An 18,002-nucleotide genomic window follows, 5' to 3' on the forward strand; every position below is an offset into this window, starting at 1 on the left:
TCTCAGTCGAGGAGGGCGAGGATCAGCGAGGCCATCGCGGCCGGATCCCCGTTTTCCGGGGTCAGCACCAGATCCGGTGACTGCGGCCGTTCGTAGGGGGCGTCCACCCCGGTGAACCCGCTGATCTCGCCCGCCCTCGCCTTCGCGTACATCCCCTTGGGGTCGCGGTCTTCGCAGACCTCCAGCGGGGTGTCGACGAAGACTTCGAGGAACGGCAGCCCGGCCGCCTCGTGCGCGGCGCGGGCGAGTTCGCGATCGGCCTGGTACGGGCTGATCAGCGAGACCACCGACACCACACCGGCGTCGGCGAACAGTTTCGCGACCTCCGCGACGCGCCGGACGTTCTCGGCGCGGTCCGCCGGGCTGAAACCGAGGTTCCCGTTCAGCCCGTGCCGCAGATTGTCGCCGTCCAGCAGATACGCGGGCCTGCCGGAGGCGACCAGCCGTCGCTCCAGTTCGACGGCCACGCTCGACTTCCCGGACGCGGAAAGCCCGGTGAGCCAGACGGTGAGCCCGCGGGTCGCGCGTTCCGCCCTGGTGACCGCGGCGGTGTGCCAGACGACGTTCGACGCCGTCACACTCGGACCGGTGATCATGCCCGCCGCGACCGTCGCCCCGGACTGCTCGTCCACGAGCAGGAAACCGCCGGTGGACCGGTTGCGGCGGTACGAGTCGAACAGCAGCGGCCGCCGTGCGCGCAGCCGTATCCGGCCGATCTCGTTGAGGGACAACGCTTTCGCGGTCTCGTCGCGATGCAGGGTGGTGACGTCGAGCCGGTAGTCGAGGCTGCGGATTTCGGCCTTGGTTTCGCTGGTGGTGTGCCGTACAAGGTAGGTCGCGCCGGCTTTCAAAGTGCTCTGCTCGGCGAACCAGCACACCATCGCGTCGACGTCCCGGCCGGTGTGCGGACGGTTGCCGGGGCGGCAGATCAGGTCGCCGCGGCCGAGGTCGAGGTCGTCGGCGAGTTCGATCGTGACGGCCTGCGAAGCGAAGGCTTCGGTGATCGTGGTGCCACCCGGGCCCCAGATCGCGCGCACCGTCGTGGTGAACCCGGACGGCAGCACGGTGACCTCGTCACCGGGTTTGAACACCCCGCCCGCGACGGTGCCGGCATAACCGCGGAAATCCCGGCTGTGCTCCCGGATCACATACTGCACCGGGAACCGCGCGTCGACGAGGTTGCGATCCGAGGCCACATGCACCTGTTCGAGATGATGCAGCAGGGAAGTCCCTTCGTACCAAGGCATACTGGCGCCGCGGTGGACGACGTTGTCGCCGTGCAGGGCCGACATCGGGACGAAGGTGAGGTCGTGCACCTGCAGCTTCATGGCGAAGCGGCGGAAGTCCTCGCGGATCTCTTCGAAGCGTTCCTGCGACCAGTCGACGAGGTCCATCTTGTTGACGCACAGCACCAGATGTGGGATCCCGAGCAGGCTCGCGAGGAAGGCGTGCCGCCGCGACTGTTCGAGTACACCCTTGCGGGCGTCGATCAGGATCAGCGCGAGGTCCGCGGTGGACGCCCCGGTGACCATGTTCCGGGTGTACTGCACGTGTCCCGGTGTGTCGGCGATGATGAATTTCCGTTGGGGCGTGGCGAAATATCGATGGGCGACGTCGATCGTGATGCCCTGCTCCCGTTCCGCGCGCAGGCCGTCGGTCAGCAGCGCGAGGTTCGGGTACGCCTCGCCGCGGGCGCGGCTGGTGCGTTCGATGGCTTCGAGCTGGTCGGTGAACACCGTCTTCGCGTCGAAGAGCAGCCGTCCGATCAGGGTGGACTTCCCGTCGTCGACACTGCCCGCGGTGGCGATCCGGACAAGCTGCGAAGCGCCCATCAGAAGTAGCCTTCCTTCTTCCGGTCTTCCATGCCCGCCTCCGAGATCCGGTCGTCGGCGCGGGTGGCGCCGCGTTCGGTGAGCCGGGTGGTGGCGACTTCGGCGACCACCTCACCCGGCGACGAGGCCGTCGACTCGACGCAGCCGGTGCAGGTCGCGTCGCCGACGGTGCGGAATCGAACCGTTGCCTCGTAAGGGTTTTCGTCCTCGCCGAGGGTGAGGAACCGGGTATGGGCGAGCAGCATCCCGTCCCGCTGGATGACCGGCCGCCGATGCGAATAGTAGATCGACGGCAGATCGATCCCCTCGGCCTCGATGTACTGCCAGATGTCGAGTTCGGTCCAGTTCGACAGCGGGAAGACGCGGATGTGCTCGCCCTTGCGGTGCCTGCCGTTGTAGAGATCCCAGAGTTCCGGCCGCTGATTGCGCGGATCCCACTGGCCGAACTCGTCGCGGAAGCTGAACACCCGTTCCTTCGCGCGTGCCTTTTCTTCGTCGCGCCGCGCGCCACCGAAGACGGCGTCGAACGCGTGCTCGCGGATCGCCCGCAGCAGGGCGGCGGTCTGGAGCCGGTTCCGGCCGGCCTTGGGGTCTTCGACGACGCGGCCTGCGTCGATGTCGTCCTGGACACTGGTGACGACGAGGCGGAGGCCGTAGGTCTCGACGGTGCGGTCCCGGAACTCGATGACCTCGTCGAAGTTGTGCCCGGTGTCGACGTGCATCACCGGGAACGGCGGCGGTGACGGCCAGAACGCCTTGGTCGCGACATGGAGCATCACCATCGAGTCCTTGCCGCCGGAGAACAGCAGTACCGGCCGTTCGAACGTCGCCGCGACCTCGCGGAAGATGTGCACGGCTTCGGCTTCGAGTGCTTCGATATGGGTGAGCTCGTATGCCGGGGACACCATCGGGACCTCCGTGGTTGGAGATCAGAAAAGTAGAACAAGTTCTTGTGCTTGGTCAAGGGGAGGAGGACGCTGTCGGCATGGACTTGGTCGCACTCGAAGAGATCCGACGCCTCAAAGCCCGCTACCTCCGGTGCCTCGACCTGAAGCTGTGGGACGAGATGGGCGAGACCCTGACCACCGACGCGCACGCGCGTTACGGCACGCCGTCGTACGGCAAGCCGCTGGACTTCGAGGGTCGCGACGCGATCATCGAGTTCATGCGCAACGCCGTCGGGCCCGGTGTCACGACGGTGCACTTCGCCGGGCAGCCGGAGATCGACATCGACGGCGACACCGCGCGGGGCAGCTGGCTCATGCGGGACAAGGTGATCGTGCCCGAACACCGGGTGGTGATCGAGGGCGCGGCGTTCTACGAGGACACCTACCGGCGCGTGGACGGCGCCTGGCTGGTCGCCTCGACCCAGTACGACCGGCTGTACGAGTCGATGATGTCGATGGACGACCTGCCGAGCTTCAAGCTCACCGCCAACCGGTGGTCCTGACCTGCGTTTAGGGCTTACCTTCTATAGAAGGCTCTTTACCACTAACGACCCCTCCCGATACCGTGCGAACCACCTGAAACGGGCGCCACGATCGCGGAAAGTGTCCCTTATGGACAGTCAAGTGCGGGTCGGTTCCGGTCGGGGTGTGGTGAGGTCGCGACGATGAAGGAATCGGGACGTTGAGTGTCCCGATTCCTTCATCGTCGATCCCGGCATCGCTGAACCGCCACCCTCGGGCAAGTCAGGCGCAAAGAGAGCCCGGTCAGGGTCCAGAATCGTCCTACCTCGACTTTGTCGCCACTCGGTCCTTGCCCGCGCAACCACCGCATCCAGAGGACGAAACGCGGTGAGGACTAAACGCGGGGGCGGCGGCCGCCTGATTCGGCGGTGACGGCGTCGGCGGCGGCGACCAGTGCGGCGCCCCGCCGGGCGATCTCCGCACCGGTGATCGGCTCGCCCACCGACAGCGTGAGCACCAGCTCCTGCCGCCCGGCGGCGTCGAAGGTCGGCGCGGCGAGCAGGCTCACCGCGTGCTTGCGGCGTGGTTCCAGATCGGCTCCGAGGTAGACGCGCTCGCCGAGGCTCGAGACGAGTTCTCCCACCAAACCCCGCACTTCCGGCGGCAGTTCCTCCGCGCCGACGCCGGCCATCAGTGAGTAGAGCCGTCGCCCGGCCGTGGTCAGGCTTTCCACCAGATAGCCGTGTTCGCGGCATTCGGCGACGACGCGACGCAGGTGCGCTTCGTCCAGCCGCACCGGTACCGCCGGGGGTTTGGCGAGCCACGCGTCGAACGCCGCGTCGGAATCCCACAGCACGTACATCAGGCCGACCGGTGGCGCGAACGGGTAGGTCTCGCCGAGTTTGACCCGTCCGGGCCCGGCGCTCTGCAGCATCAAGATCCGGTCGCCGGCCACGGCCGACGCGGTGCACGTGGCGCCGTAGCGCTCGCTCAGTTCCCGCAGATGCCGCAGCGCGACCTCACTCGCGCCGAAGCCCTCGCCCGCGACGCGGCCCGCGGCGATCATCGCCGGTCCGAGCCGGTAGGTGACCGGGCCCGCGTCCCGGACCAGGTAGCCGCCCGCGGCCAGTTCGGTCACGATGCCGAGGCAGGTCGGTTTGGCCAGGTCCAGTTCGCGCGCGAGTTCCGACAGGCCGAAACGCCGGCCGGGATGCGCGGCGAAGAAGTCGAGCAATCGCACGACCCGCTCGGTGGGCGGGGAGCGCCGAGTCACGGTCATTGACCCATCCTTAGAACGCGTTCTAGTCTGATCGCGGGTAGAACGTACCAAGTCGGTACGTATTTGTACCAGCATGAGGAGTCGCCGGTGCTCACTCAACCGTTCGCCGACGCGATCGTCGAAGCCGAGAAGGTCATCGCCGAGGCGCCGCACATCCGCACCGAACAGGATCTGGTCGAGGGGTACGACTACCTCGCCGGCAGTATCCGCGCCTCACTGCAGATGGCGTGGGCCTACGAACGGGACTATCCGTACTTCACCCAGTCCACCGGCCCGTACACGAAGATGGGCCTGGACAACCCGGACACGCTGTACTTCAACGCGAACATCCGCGAGGACCGCGAGTACGTCGTCACCGGGACGCGGGGGAGCACGGCCGACGTCAGTTTCCAGGTCCTCAACGGCGACTACTCACCCGTCGAGGTCCCGGACAGCCTCGCCGCCTTCGACGACCGCGAGATCGAGATCGCCGAGGACGGTTCGTTCGAACTCCGCTTCGGACCGGCGAAACCCGATCCCGGCCCCAACTATTTCGTCCTCGGCCCCGGCTCGTCGATGCTCGTGGTGCGCGAGGTCTACAGCGACTGGGCCACCGAACGCCGCGGCACCATCCAGATCCAGTGCGCCGACACGGCGGGCGGCGCCCCCGCGCCACTCACGCGCGACGTGCTGGCCAAACGCTACGGCGTCACCGGCAAGATCCTGCTGAGCAGGCTGCGCACCTTCCTCGCCTTCCCGAAGTGGTTCTACCTGAACCTGCCCGTGAACACGATGACCGAACCGCGGCCGACGCCGGGCGGCCTGACCACGCAGTACTCCTCGGCCGGGCACTACGAACTCGGTGACGAGGAGGTCATGATCGTCACGGTGCCGCGGTCGGACGCGCCGTACCAGGGCATCCAGCTCGGCAGCATCTGGTACCTCTCGCTGGACTACATCAATCACCAGACCAGCCTCACCGCCGATCAGGCGCGGGTCGACCCGGACGGCAAGATCCGGTTCGTGATCAGCGAACGCGATCCCGGCCTGGCCAACTGGCTCGAACGCACCGGGCACGATCGCGGGTACGTCCAGATCCGCTGGCAGCGCCTTTCCCGTGCGCTGGACGCCGCCGACGGTCCCGAGGTCGAGGTCGTCAAGTTCGGTGAACTCGCCGACAGGCTGCCGTTCCACGACGAGGCACGCGTGAGCCCACAGGAGTGGGCGGAGCGGATCGCGGCCCGTCAGACCGCCGTCGCGGCGAGGATGCTGGGATGACGGATCTCTTGCGGGACAAGGTGATCGTGGTCTCCGGGATCGGCCCGGGACTCGGCCGGTCCATCGCCATACGCTGTGCCGCGGCGGGCGCCGACGTCGTCCTCGCCGCCCGCACCGAATCGCGGCTCGCCGAGGTCGCCAAGGAAATCGACGCGCTCGGCCGCCGCGCGGTCACCGTGCCCACCGACATCACCGACGACACCGCGGCCACGAACCTCGCCGAGACCGCGTTGAAGGCGTTCGGCCGGGTGGACGCCTTGGTGAACAACGCCTTCGCCATCCCGCCGATCATGGACCTGGCCGACGTCGACCTCGACGCCGTCCGCGCGGGCTTCGAGACCAACGTGCTCGCCGCGCTCCGGCTCACGCGGCTGTTCACGCCGTCGCTCGAAGAGAGCGGCGGCTCGGTGGTGATGATCAATTCGGCCGTACTGCGGCATTCGCGGCGGACGTTCGGCGCGTACAAGATGGCGAAGGCGAGCCTGCTCGCGCTCGCGCAGAGCCTCGCCTCGGAACTCGGCCCGCGCGGGATCCGGGTCAATTCCGTGGCGCCCGGGTACATCTGGGCGGATTCGCTCAAGTGGTATTTCGCCTATCTGGCCAAGGAACGCGGCGTGCCGCCGGAGCAGGTGTACGCCGAGACGGCGGAGACGATCGATCTGCGCCGCCTGCCGGAGCCGGACGAGATCGCCGACACCGTCGTTTTCCTGGTCTCGTCGCTGGCCCGGTGCGTCACCGGGCAGTGCCTCGACGTCAATGCCGGTGAATATCACCACTGAAGGGGAGAACATGTTGCCAGGGCGGGAAAACGTCGGCACCGTGGAGGATCTGCACGCGTCCGCGGCGAAACTCACCGGGTTGGACGACTTCGGTGGCGAAGACCATCTGGAAGGGCTCCGCGTACTGCTGGATTCGTACGCCGCGGAGGCGGGTTTGACCCCGTATGGCAACAAGATCCATCGCGCGTTCCTGCGCGGCGCCCTGGTGGCGAGGTCGTTGAGTGAAGCTTCGTGGAAGCAGAATCCGGAGTACGCCGAGGTCCCCATCGAGCGGCCGATCTTCGTCACCGGCCTGCCGCGCACCGGGACCACGGCACTGCACCGGCTGCTCACCGAGGATCCGGCGCACCAGGGACTGGAAGTCTGGCTGACCGAGGTGCCGCAGCCGCGGCCACCGCGCGCGACGTGGACGGAGAACCCGGTCTTCCAAGGGATCCAGGCGGGCTACGAGAAACACCACGTCGAACATCCCGAGTTCATGGGCCTGCACCACATGTCCGCGGATCAGGTCGAGGAATGCTGGCAGCTGCTGAGGCAGTCGTTGAAGTCGGTGTCCTACGAATGCCTCGCGCACGTGCCGTCGTACTCGCGCTGGCTGGACGGGCAGAGCTGGACCGACGCCTACCGCAGGCACCGGCGCAACCTGCAGCTGATCGGGCTGCCCGACGCCGGGCGCCGCTGGGTGCTCAAGAACCCGAGCCATCTGTTCGCGCTCGACGCGCTGCTGGAGGTGTACCCGGACGCGCTGATCGTGCAGACCCACCGCGCGCCGAGCACGATCATCGCGTCGGTCTGCAGCCTGAACGAGCAAGCCTCCGACGGCTGGTCCGACGTCTTCCGGGGCGAGGTGATCGGGCGGAGTCAGCTGGATCTGTGGGCGCGGGGCGCGGAAAGGGCGCTAGAAGCGCGGAAAAGGCACGACCCGGCGCGGTTCTGCGATGTCCGGTACGAGGATTTCGTCGCCGATCCGATCGGGACGGTCGCCGGGGTCTACCGGCATTTCGGCCTGCCGTTGTCCGACGGGGCGCGGGACGCGATGACCACCTTGCACGCGGAAAGCCGTTCCGGGGCGAGGAAACCCCAGCACCGGTACGACCTCGCGGACTTCGGCCTCACCGAAGGCGAGGTCGACGAGCGCTTCTCCGCTTACCTGGCTGCCTACGACCTCTGAACCTCCCGCGTTTCGTCCTCTGGATGCGGTAGGTGCGCGTGCAAGTACCGCATCCAGAGGACGAAACGCGTGGGTCAGAAGCCGGCGGCGGCGCGCTGGGCGGGCAGGCGCCGGGTGGTGATCCCGCGCAGCACCTCGACGTGGTCCGAACCCGGCCGCCCGAGCACCCAGCTGGACCCCGGCACCTCCTTGGCGCGCTTCTTCAACGGCGCCAAGAGCCGGGAAGCGTCCTTGTAGGACCGGATCGCGCCGTTGCCGCACACCAGGGTCGCGAGCGACACCGTCACCGGCATCCCGTCGGCCGACCACGGGGTGTCCAGCAGCGCGGCGGCGACCGTGCCGATCTCGTCGACGTCGCAGGCGATCAGGAAATCGTCCCCGCCGACATGACTGACGCGCATCCGCCGCAGCCGGGACTCCAGATCGGTGAGCGTCCGGCCGAGGGTGCGGATCAGGTCGTCGCCCGCGGCGAACCCGGCGGTGTCGTTCACCGTCTTGAACGAGTCGACGTCCAGCCAGGCCGCGACGAACGGCTCCCGCGCGTTGATCCGGCGGTCGACGTCCCTGGCGACGGCGTCGCTGCCGGGCAGCCGCGTCAGCGGGCTCAGCGACACGGCCTCCTCGACCTTCGCCTCCGCCACGCCGCGGACGACCTCGGTCACCAGCACCACACCGAGGCAGCGGCCGCGGTCGTCGACCACCACGACGTCGTCACCGGTGCGGCTCCAGTCCGCGTCGGTGACCAGTTCCAGGAATTCGAGCGCGCTGGCGTCGGCGTGGATGGTGTGCGGGGCGTCGGCGAGCCGCGACGCGGGCCGCTTGGCGTGCAGGGCGTGGCCGTACATCCCGGTCACCGAGACCAGGAACCGCGTCCGGTCGACCGACCACTGTGGACGGTGCCGGTCGTCGATGCCGACGACGCCGCTGGGCCCGTCGGCCGCGGCCAGCACCTCGCGGACGTCGTCGCAGGTGGCGTCCTCCGGCAGCGTGGTCGCGGGCCGCAGGAAGTCGCCGACGCGGCGGGCGCGGGCGGTCCCGGGGATGAACGGGCCCGGCGCGTCCGGGGCGGGCAGCGGCGCGTGGTTGCCGTCCGGCGGGGCGAGCAGGTTGCCCTGCGCGATCCGCACGCCGAGCCGCCGCGCGGACTCCAGCTGCTCGGTGGTTTCGAGGCCGGTCGCGACCAGCCGGTTGTCGGTGCGCGACGCGAAGTGCAGCACCGCCTCGACCACCGCGACGGCGGCCGGATCGTGCGGCAGGCCGCGCAGCACGCTGCGGTCCAGTTTCACCAGGTCGATCGGCGCGGAGGCGAGCAGCGTGAGCGGGAGGTCGCCGCGGCCGAGGCCGTCGAGCGCGAGCCGGAAGCCGAGGTCGGTGAGCCGCCGCATCCCGGTGAGCAGCTGGTCGGCGGGGACCTGGGAAAACGGCGGCCCGATCTCCAGCACGACGTCCCTGGTCCGGCGGCCTGCCAGGCCGAGCGCGTCGGTGAGCGGGTCGAACTCCGGCGGCGGCGCGGCCACGGTCCTGGCGGACAGGTTCAGGTGCAGGGGGAGGGTGTTCTGCTGGTCTTTCTGCTGGCGCACGGCTTCGGCGGCCAGGCCGATGTCGACCTCGGCCAGCTTGCCGCTGCGCCGCGCGTCGGCGAGCAGTTCGTGCGCGGTGCCGCGTCCCGGCCGCGCCAGTGCTTCGAACGCGACGACGCCACCGGTGTGCAGGCTGTACAACGGCTGGTAAGCGAAGCGGACCGCGATCTGCAACGTCACAATCGCATGTTCGCTGGTGACGGTCCGAAACGAAACACGTGTCAACTGATGTTCATCGGGAAGGCACCGGGGTTACCCGGAACGGAGCAATCCGTGGGGCCCATGCCACCCGATCAGGTGTTTTCTCACCGACCAAGGCGCCATCCGGAAAAGTACCGTCATCGCTTCGGCGGTACCTGGCAGGTCTTCGCGACCCGACGTGAACGCTCGTTGCAGCCCGGCCGGGAGTGAGAAGAACAGCTCGAAGAACGCCGGGACCAGCTCCGGCGGCATCCCGCAGAGGGCCCGCAGCCCATGCCGCCGCAGGCCGTGGACGGCGCGGGCCGAGGAGGGCCAGAGCGCCCGGTGCGCGGCGGCCGCGGCCTCGGCGGGCCCTCGCTCCCAGGTCCGGGCGACCGCGTCGGCGACAGGCTCCGCGAGCCGCATCGACGTCGCCACGCTGTACCCGGTCGCCGGATGCACCAGTCCGCCGGCCGCGCCGAACGGCACCGTCCGGCCGCGCCGGGGTACCGGCGCGTCGAGCACGATCCGGACGCGTTCCTCGCGACCTCGGGGAGCCAGCCCGGCGGCCGCCAGCCGCGCCCGCAGCCGGGCCGCCAGCAGCCCCAGCGGCAGGCCGGGCTTGCGGGCCAGCGAGGTCTCCTCGACCAGGACCGTGCCGTCGCCGAGCGGCAGCACGTACAGGAACCCGGACTCGGCCGCCCGCCAGTCCATGAACACCGCGGTGTCCGGGCTGTCCACCAGCCGCAGCGCGTCCTCGGCGGGGAGGACGGCGCCGAAGGCCGTCTGTTCGTACCGATCGCCCCGCGGCCGGGCACCGGTGGCGTCGAAGTACAGGCCGGTCGCGAGGACCCGGCCGTCCTCGAGCCGCACCGAGGAGCCCTGCCGTCCGTGGTCCACACCGGACACCGTCCCCGGGACGACGTCGTAGCCACCGGTCAGCCACTCGCGCAGACCGGCGTTGTCCAGCACGAGGTACTGGCGTTCGAGGACGTGCGGCCCGGTGCCAAAGGCGAGCGTCGTCGAAGGAGTGCAGGCCACGGCGCTTTCGGGCAGTGACGGCAGTTCGTCGGCCCACAGCCCGTAGGTCGCCCGCCAGCGCTTCTCCGGCGCGGGGTCGATCAGGGTCGTCGCCAGGCCGCGTCGCGCGCAGGCACGCGCCAGCGCGCGCCCCGCCGGGCCGCCGCCCGCGATCACCACGTCCGCCACCTGGGCATCTCATCATGCCGCCGCGACGGATACGGTGTGACGCATGGAACAGACGGATCCGAGGACGTGGCGGCGCGAACCCGAGAGCGCGAGCGCCGGGTTCAGCGATCTCGCCACGAGTCCGTTCCGGATCGACAGAGACCGCATCGCGGCGTCGCCGTTCTTCGCCCGCCTCGGCGGGGTGACCCAGGTGGTCAGCGCCGGGGGCGCCGGGCTGCTGCACAACCGGCTCACGCACAGCCTCAAGGTCGCGCAGGTCGCCCGCGCGATCGCCGAGCGGATCAACTCCACCAGCGACTCCGCCGAACTCGCCGCGAAACTGGGCGGCTGCGACCCGGACGTCGCCGAGGCGGCCGCGCTCGCGCACGATCTGGGGCATCCGCCGTTCGGTCATCTGGGCGAGCAGACCCTGGACCGCATCGCCCGGCACCGGTTCGGCCTCGCCGACGGCTTCGAGGGCAACGCGCAGTCGTTCCGGATCATCACCACGACCGACGTGCGCGGCCCGTCCGCCTCCGGGCTCGACCTCACCACGGCCGTGCGCGCCGCGGTACTGAAGTATCCGTGGGCGCGGCTGCACGTGCCCGATCCGCATCCGACGTCGATGGCCGTCCAGCCGCGCGGCGCCGCCGAACCGGCCGACGCCCCCGGCACCGGCGCGAGCAAGTTCTCCGCCTACAGCACCGAACTCGACGACTTCGTCCAGGCGCGGGCGCCGTTCGAGGGCCGGATCGAACCCTGGCAGCAGACCGTCGAAGCGTCCGTGATGGACACCGCCGACGACATCGCCTACGCCATCCACGATCTCCAGGACTTCCACCGGATCGGGGTCCTGCAGCACGCGCCGGTCGCCGCCGAGTTCACCGGCTGGGTCGACCACGCGCTGGAACTGGCCGCCCTGGACGACGCGACGCTGACCGCCGAACGGCGGCTGCCCGGCCGTTCGCTGGAGCGCCTGCGCCGCCGGATGCACGCCAAGGACGGCTGGATCGTCGACGACGACGCCTTCACCAGCGCCATCGCCCGCGTCCGCGCCGAACTCGTCGACGGTCTGCTGGCCACCGGTTTCGACGGATCCATCGAGGCGGAGCAGGCCACCGCCGCCTTCTCCGCGAAATGGACCGCGCGGCTCGTCGACGGCGTCCAGGTGGTGGCTTCGCCGTCGGCCCGGACGGGGCATCTCACGCTGCGGCCCGCGCAATGGCACGAGGTCCAGGTGCTGAAGTTCGTGCACCGCCGGTTCGTCCTGCTGCGCCCCGAACTGGCGCTGCACCAACGCGGGCAGGCGAGCCTGGTGACCACGCTGGTCGACGCGCTCGACGCGTGGCTGCTCGACCGCGACGAGTTCTACCGGCTGCCGCGACGGCTGCACGATCTGGTGGAACTGGCGCAGTCGGAGTTCTCCGCGCTCGCGCGGACGTCGCCGGAACTGCTCATCGGGGCGACCGGGGAACCGGTCACCGGTGCGGACGCCGTACGCGGGCTGGCGCGTGGGCGCGCGGTGGTCGACTTCGTGGCGTCGCTGACCGACAAGCAGGCTGTGACGCTTCTGGACGGTTTGTCCGGTCGTGCTTCGCAGCCCTGGTCGGACTCGTTCGTACTTTGAGCGTTAGGCCTCGTGAGTGGTAATGACGGTTCTAACCGTTACTGCCACTCACGAGAATTACGCTGAACGGCCTACGAGCTGCGGCCATGAACGGAAAATCCCTTTCCGAAGTCACTCGAACGGCTCCTGCCGCCGGTGCACGCCCGGTACTTAGCTTGATCCAGCCGGTGATCGCCGGCGTCGGTCAGCGTGAGTCGGGGCACGCGCCTAAGAATCGGAGGCGCACGTGCGTCCAACCCGTTCTAGCAGGAGAAGAAGAACGATCCTGACCGCGGGCACCGCGGCCCTCGTCACCGCGCTCGGCCTGGTCGGCCCGCCCGTCGCGGCGGCCGAGCCCGGCCAGGCCCCGGACGTGTTCTCGGAGAACACCGTCCGGCAGATCGAGGCCCTGCAGTCGGTCAAGAAGAGCCAGAGCATCACTGAGTCCAAAGTGGACAGCAGGTTGCTCGTCGAACAGAAGATCCGCGCACAGCGCATGTCGGCCTCCGCGGTTCCCGCACTGGGGTCTGGGGCGATGGTCTCCGCGGCCGGCACCGTACTCGTGGACATCCGGGGCCAGGTCTCGGAAGAACTCCTCAAGAGCCTGCGTGAATCCGGTGCGGGGATTCGCGCGGTCTCGGCCCGCTACGGCAGCGTCCGCGCCGAGGTACCGCTGAACGCGCTCTCCGCGATCGCCGGCCGCGCCGACGTCAAGAAGGTCGAAACCGCCAACGAGGCGTTCACCGCCCGTCAGCTCGCCGAACCCGCTACCGCGGGCAAGCAGGGGGATCGGGAGACCAAGGAGGAGAAGGCCGTCCGGATCGCGGACGAGCTGAAGAAGGCGATCGAGGCCAAGGGACAGCCCGGGATCGCCGCCGGACCGGTGAACAGCGAAGGCGACCGCGCCCACAACGCCGACACCGCGCGCCAGCAGTTCGGCGTCACCGGCGTCGGCACCAAGATCTGCGCGCTGTCCGACGGCGTCGACTCGCTCGCGACCTCGCAGGCCCGCGGCGAACTCCCGGCAGGCGTCGACGTCATCCCCGGCCAGGAGGGCGACGGCGACGAGGGCACCGCGATGCTCGAGATCATCCACGATCTCGCGCCGAACGCGTCGCTCGGTTTCGCCAGCGCGTTCAACTCCGACGCCAGTTTCGCCGACAACATCCGGAAACTGCGCTTCGACGCGAGCTGCGACATCATCGTCGACGACGTCCTGTACTTCAAGGAATCCCCGTTCCAGGACTGGATCATCGCCCAGGCCGTGAATGACGTGACCGCCGACGGCGCGCTGTACTTCTCCTCGGCCGGTAACGAGGGCAACGTCGCCAACGGCACCTCGGGCCACTGGGAAGGCGACTTCGTCGATTCCGGCAAGGGCGTCGGCAAGTTCGCCGGTGTCGCGCACAACTTCGCCGGTGCCGCGGGCAACCAGATCTTCCAGCCGATGTCGAGCGCGTCGCCCGGTGTGCCGGTCACGCTGTTCTGGTCGGACCCGCTGGGCCGCTCGGTCAACGACTACGACCTGTACCTGCTGAACGCGGCGGGCAACGTCGTCGACTTCAGCCAGGACAACCAGACCGGCACCCAGGACCCGTACGAGCGGGTGGACACCACGGGCGGCGCCGGGCTGCGGCTGGCCATCGTCAAGTTCTCCGGCGAGGGCCGCTACCTGTCGCTGTCCGCGCTGCGTGGCCGCTTCTCCGATTCGGCCGACGGCCTCAAGGCCTACACCACCCCCGGCGTGACCGTCGGGCATTCCGCCGCGCGGGACGCGTTCAGCGTCGCGGCGGCACCGGCGGCCAAGGCGTTCCCGCGGGCCCTCGAACCGAACGACCCGGCCAACCCGGCCGGTCCGTTCCCCGGCGCGTTCAGCGCGGCGTCCAAGGTCGAACGGTTCACTTCGGACGGACCGCGGCGGATGTTCTACCAGGCCGACGGCACCCCGATCACCCCGGGGAACGTGTCCGGGACCGGTGGTGAGGTCCGCGCCAAGCCGGACATCACCGCGGCCGACGGCGTCTCCACCAGCGTCACCGGCTTCACCACGTTCTACGGCACGTCGGCCGCCGCGCCGCACGCCGCCGCGATCGCGGGCCTGGTGCTCTCGGGCAACCCGGGGCTGCCCCCGGCCGAGGTGCGCGCGGCGCTGATCAACACCGCCGTCGACATCCTGACCCCGGGCCGGGACAACCCCAGCGGCGCCGGTGTCATCCTCGCCGACAAGGTCCTCGCCTACACCGGTGCCAGCCCGCAGCCGCTCGCGACCGCGGGCCGGCCGACGGTCACCCCGGCCGACGGCGGTTCCGCGCTCGACCCGGGCGACACGGCCAAGGTGACCCTGCCGGTGACCAACCGGGGCGACGGCACGGCGACCTCGACCAGCGTCGTGCTCACCAGCCCGACCCCCGGCGTCACGGTGGCGCCGCGGGCGAAGTCGTACGGCACGATCAGCCCCGGCCAGACCGGGGTCAACGACTTCACCATCACCGTTCCCGCCACCCAGGAACTGGGCGTGCCGGTGGTGCTGAACGCCCGGGTGACGTTCGCGGGCTCGTTCTCGCCGACCACGTCGACGTTCTCGCTGCCGGTCGGCACTCCGTCGCCGGTGACGCGGAACTTCGCCTACGCCGGTGCCCCGGTGGCGATCCCGGACAGCGACCCGACCGGCGTGACCGTGCCGATCGCGGTGAGCGGTGTCGGGCGCGCGTCGAAACTGACGTTCTCGGTGGACGGGGCCACGTGCAACACCGACCAGACGTCGGAAACGGTGGGCATCAACCACTCCTACGTCGGTGACCTGGTCGGCACGCTGACCGCGCCCTCGGGCGCCAAGGCGACCGTGTTCCAGCGCAACGGCGCTTCGGGCAACAACCTGTGCCAGGTCGTCTTCGCCGACAACGCGGCCACTGCGTTCAGTTCGGTGACGGCGTCGAACGCGCCGTTCACCGGTACCTACAAGCCGGCGCAGGCCCTCGGTGGCCTGACCTCCGGTGCGGCCGCCGACGGCACCTGGACGTTCACCGCGATGGACGTCGCCGGGGGCGACACCGGTTCGCTCCGCTCGGTTTCCTTGCACATCAACGGTTTCGTTCAGCCCGGTGTGGCGGAGCGGCCCGCCGGTGTCGGCAAGTCCGTCGGCCGCGGGCCGGTGAAGCCGGTCTAGTCCTTTAGTGAAGTCCGTGAAGGCCTCCTTGAGGGACTCTGGGTCCCTCAAGGAGGCCTTCACGGCCCCCAGGCTGGGGCAAGCACGTACCTTGAGCACATGGCGAGGGAGCGGCAGGTGGCGGGCGGCGGCCGGGCGGTCGAGGTCGCCCCGGACCGCCTCGAAGGCTGGTATGCCCGGTTCGCCGTGCGCAACGGCGGCATCCGCTCGACGCGGATCACGCCGGACACCGTCACGGTCACCGCGGACAACGGCGTCGTCGCCGTGGCGAAGGTCCCCTTCGGACCGCTTCCGGTCGAAGCCGTGACCGTGGACGGACTCGCCATCGCCCCGCTCGTCGACCACGCGCTGATCTCCCGCCGGATCGCGCTCCTGCTGGTCCGCCGCGGCGGGCACAGCGTCGGGATCGCGCGCGGGGGAGTGGTGGTCCAGTCCAGGACCGACCGGCATCTCGTGCAAGGCCGGTCGGCGGCGGGCGGCTGGTCACAACAGCGCTTCGCCCGGCGCAGGGAAGGACAGGCGCGCACCGCACTCCGTTCCGCCGCCGAGGACGCGTTCGAGGTACTCGTGCCGCAACTGTCCGAAGTGGACGCTGTCGTGCTCGGCGGTGACCGCCGGGCCTTGGAAACACTGCGCGAGAACCGGCGGCTGACCCCGTTGTTCGCCCGCGCGGAGCCCCGCGTCCTCGACATCGCCGAGCCCCGGCGCACGGTGCTCGATGACGCGGCCGAACGCGCCATCGCGGTCGAAATCACCCTGTCCGGGCCGTGACGTCGGGCACGGTCGGATAAAACCGCTCGACAGCGGCCCGTACACTGATCGCGTGGACATCCTCTTGGAGTGAGCTCCCCGCCGGCCATCGGCCGGCGGGTCGAAGCTGTCCACTCATCCACCCCCTGTACCGGGAGTTCCCGTGATCACGGCCTCTGGCCTGCAGCTGCGCGCTGGTTCGCGCATTCTGCTCGACAACACCAACGTCCGCATCCAGCAGGGCGACCGCATCGGCCTGGTCGGCCGCAACGGCGCCGGCAAGACCACCTCGCTCAAGGTGCTGGCGGGGGAGGGCGAGCCGTACGCCGGCGAGGTCCGCCGCAGCGGCGAGCTCGGCTACCTGCCGCAGGACCCGCGTGAAGGCGACCTGTCCGTCACCGCGAAGGATCGCGTGCTCTCCGCGCGCGGTCTCGACACGTTGCTGCGCAACATGGAAAAGGCGCAGACCGCGATGTCGGAACTCGTGGACGAGAAGGAACGCGACAAGGCGGTCAACCGCTACAGCCGTCTCGAAGAGCGCTTCGCGTCCCTCGGTGGTTACGCCGCCGAGAGCGAGGCGGCGCGGATCTGTTCCAACCTCGGCCTCGCCGACCGCGTGCTCGCGCAGACGCTCCAGACGCTCTCCGGTGGTCAGCGCCGCCGCGTGGAGCTGGCCCGCATCCTGTTCGCCGCCGCCGAGGCGGGCGCGGGCGGCAAATCCGAGACGATCCTGCTGCTCGACGAGCCCACCAACCACCTCGACGCCGACTCCATCAACTGGCTGCGCGGGTTCCTGAAGCAGCACGACGGCGGTCTCGTGGTGATCAGCCACGACGTCGAACTGCTCGCGGACGTGGTCAACAAGGTGTGGTTCCTCGACGCGACCCGCGGCGAGCTCGACCTGTACAACATGGGCTGGCAGCGCTATCTCGACGCGCGCGCCACCGACGAGAAGCGCCGCCGCCGCGAGCGCGCGAACGCCGAGAAGAAGGCGTCCGCGCTCCAGCAGCAGGCCGCGAAACTCGGCGCCAAGGCGACGAAGGCGGTGGCCGCCAAGAACATGGCGCGCCGCGCCGAGCAGATGCTCGCCTCGCTCGACGAGACCCGGCAGGCCGACAAGGTCGCCCGGATCAAGTTCCCCGAACCCGCTCCGTGCGGCCGGACGCCGCTCACCGCGGAAGGGCTTTCGAAGTCCTACGGCTCGCTCGAGATCTTCACCGGCGTGGACCTCGCGATCGATCGCGGTTCGAAGGTCGTCGTACTGGGATTGAACGGCGCGGGAAAGACGACTTTGCTCCGGCTGCTCGGCGGAATGGAAACTCCGGATACCGGCGAGACCATTCCGGGTCACGGATTGCGTTTGGGCTATTACGCACAGGAGCATGAAACGCTCGACCATGATGCGTCCGTGTGGGAAAATATCCGTCACCTCGCGCCGGACACCGGCGCGCAGGAGTTGCGGAACCTGCTCGGTTCGTTCCTCTTCACCGGGGAGCAGCTCGATCAGCCCGCCGGCACCCTCTCCGGCGGTGAGAAGACAAGGCTCGCGCTCGCCGGACTGGTGTCCAGCGCTGCCAACGTTTTGCTGCTCGACGAGCCGACGAACAACCTGGACCCGGCCAGCCGTGCCCAGGTCCTGGACGCCTTGCGCAGTTTCGCCGGAGCCGTCGTCCTGGTGACGCACGATCCGGGCGCGGTCGAGGCGCTGGAGCCGGAACGCGTGATCCTGCTGCCGGACGGAACCGAGGACCATTGGTCCGCCGATTATCTGGAACTTGTCCAGCTTGCGTGAGGTCTGCGTCCGT

General features: G+C 69.6%; 13 protein-coding genes. 8 read left to right on the forward strand and 5 right to left on the reverse strand.

Features of this window, described 5'->3' with window-relative positions; all coding sequences use genetic code 11:
* Nucleotides 1-2: 2 nt before the first annotated feature.
* Both cysC and cysD read right to left on the reverse strand, forming a co-directional pair.
* On the reverse strand, nt 3-1,832 hold the full coding sequence (gene cysC, locus SD37_RS15160; RefSeq protein WP_044850332.1) for an adenylyl-sulfate kinase: 1,830 nt from the start codon (nt 1,830-1,832) through the stop codon (nt 3-5).
* Nucleotides 1,832-2,740 (reverse strand): sulfate adenylyltransferase subunit CysD, encoded by a 909-nt coding sequence (cysD, locus tag SD37_RS15165; protein ID WP_044850331.1) that lies wholly within the window; start codon nt 2,738-2,740, stop codon nt 1,832-1,834. The genes cysC and cysD overlap by 1 nt, the downstream gene beginning before the upstream one ends.
* Nucleotides 2,741-2,817: 77 nt before the next feature.
* Between cysD and SD37_RS15170 the strand changes: the two genes are divergently transcribed.
* Complete coding sequence (locus tag SD37_RS15170; RefSeq protein WP_044850330.1) at nt 2,818-3,282, forward strand: nuclear transport factor 2 family protein; 465 nt, start codon at nt 2,818-2,820, stop codon at nt 3,280-3,282.
* Nucleotides 3,283-3,635: 353 nt separating this feature from the next.
* Here the strand turns inward: SD37_RS15170 and SD37_RS15175 are convergent, their stop codons facing one another.
* Nucleotides 3,636-4,520: a helix-turn-helix domain-containing protein gene (locus SD37_RS15175; RefSeq protein ID WP_044850329.1), complete on the reverse strand. Its 885-nt coding sequence runs from the start codon at nt 4,518-4,520 to the stop codon at nt 3,636-3,638.
* Between the two features lie 87 nt (nt 4,521-4,607).
* On the opposite strand from SD37_RS15175, the gene SD37_RS15180 reads away from it, so the two are divergent.
* Genes SD37_RS15180 through SD37_RS15190 form a run of 3 tightly spaced genes read left to right on the forward strand, consistent with a single transcriptional unit; the run spans nt 4,608 to nt 7,727 of the window.
* Complete coding sequence (locus tag SD37_RS15180) at nt 4,608-5,777, forward strand: DUF1214 domain-containing protein (protein ID WP_044850527.1); 1,170 nt, start codon at nt 4,608-4,610, stop codon at nt 5,775-5,777.
* The gene (locus SD37_RS15185) at nt 5,774-6,556 is read left to right on the forward strand and encodes an SDR family oxidoreductase (protein ID WP_044850328.1); all 783 of its coding nucleotides are present in this window, start codon (nt 5,774-5,776) and stop codon (nt 6,554-6,556) included. Before SD37_RS15180 ends, SD37_RS15185 begins: the two co-directional genes overlap by 4 nt.
* Nucleotides 6,557-6,566: 10 nt before the next feature.
* On the forward strand, nt 6,567-7,727 hold the full coding sequence (locus tag SD37_RS15190) for a sulfotransferase family protein (RefSeq protein ID WP_044850327.1): 1,161 nt from the start codon (nt 6,567-6,569) through the stop codon (nt 7,725-7,727).
* Nucleotides 7,728-7,801: 74 nt separating this feature from the next.
* On the opposite strand, the gene SD37_RS15195 is transcribed toward SD37_RS15190, so the two are convergent.
* Together SD37_RS15195 and SD37_RS15200 are read right to left on the reverse strand one after the other, a co-directional pair.
* Nucleotides 7,802-9,487, reverse strand: a complete 1,686-nt coding sequence (locus tag SD37_RS15195; RefSeq protein ID WP_044850326.1) for a GGDEF domain-containing protein — start codon at nt 9,485-9,487, stop codon at nt 7,802-7,804.
* Between the two features lie 72 nt (nt 9,488-9,559).
* Nucleotides 9,560-10,696: a lycopene cyclase family protein gene (locus SD37_RS15200; protein ID WP_065912839.1), complete on the reverse strand. Its 1,137-nt coding sequence runs from the start codon at nt 10,694-10,696 to the stop codon at nt 9,560-9,562.
* A gap of 43 nt (nt 10,697-10,739) precedes the next feature.
* Here SD37_RS15200 and SD37_RS15205 point away from each other — a divergent pair, with 43 nt between their 5' ends.
* The 4 genes from SD37_RS15205 to SD37_RS15220 all read left to right on the forward strand — a co-directional run bounded on the left by SD37_RS15205 (nt 10,740) and on the right by SD37_RS15220 (nt 17,989).
* Nucleotides 10,740-12,302, forward strand: coding sequence for a deoxyguanosinetriphosphate triphosphohydrolase family protein (locus SD37_RS15205; RefSeq protein WP_044850324.1), 1,563 nt, complete (start codon nt 10,740-10,742; stop codon nt 12,300-12,302).
* A gap of 262 nt (nt 12,303-12,564) precedes the next feature.
* Nucleotides 12,565-15,447, forward strand: coding sequence for a S8 family serine peptidase (locus SD37_RS15210; RefSeq protein WP_044850526.1), 2,883 nt, complete (start codon nt 12,565-12,567; stop codon nt 15,445-15,447).
* Between the two features lie 99 nt (nt 15,448-15,546).
* A complete protein-coding gene (locus SD37_RS15215) occupies nt 15,547-16,218 on the forward strand; it encodes an acVLRF1 family peptidyl-tRNA hydrolase (protein ID WP_044850323.1) in 672 nt (223 codons plus the stop codon).
* Between the two features lie 142 nt (nt 16,219-16,360).
* A complete protein-coding gene (locus tag SD37_RS15220; protein WP_037321059.1) occupies nt 16,361-17,989 on the forward strand; it encodes an ABC-F family ATP-binding cassette domain-containing protein in 1,629 nt (542 codons plus the stop codon).
* Nucleotides 17,990-18,002 lie beyond the last annotated feature (13 nt).

The organism is Amycolatopsis orientalis (assembly GCF_000943515.2).
Taxonomy (GTDB): domain Bacteria; phylum Actinomycetota; class Actinomycetes; order Mycobacteriales; family Pseudonocardiaceae; genus Amycolatopsis; species Amycolatopsis orientalis.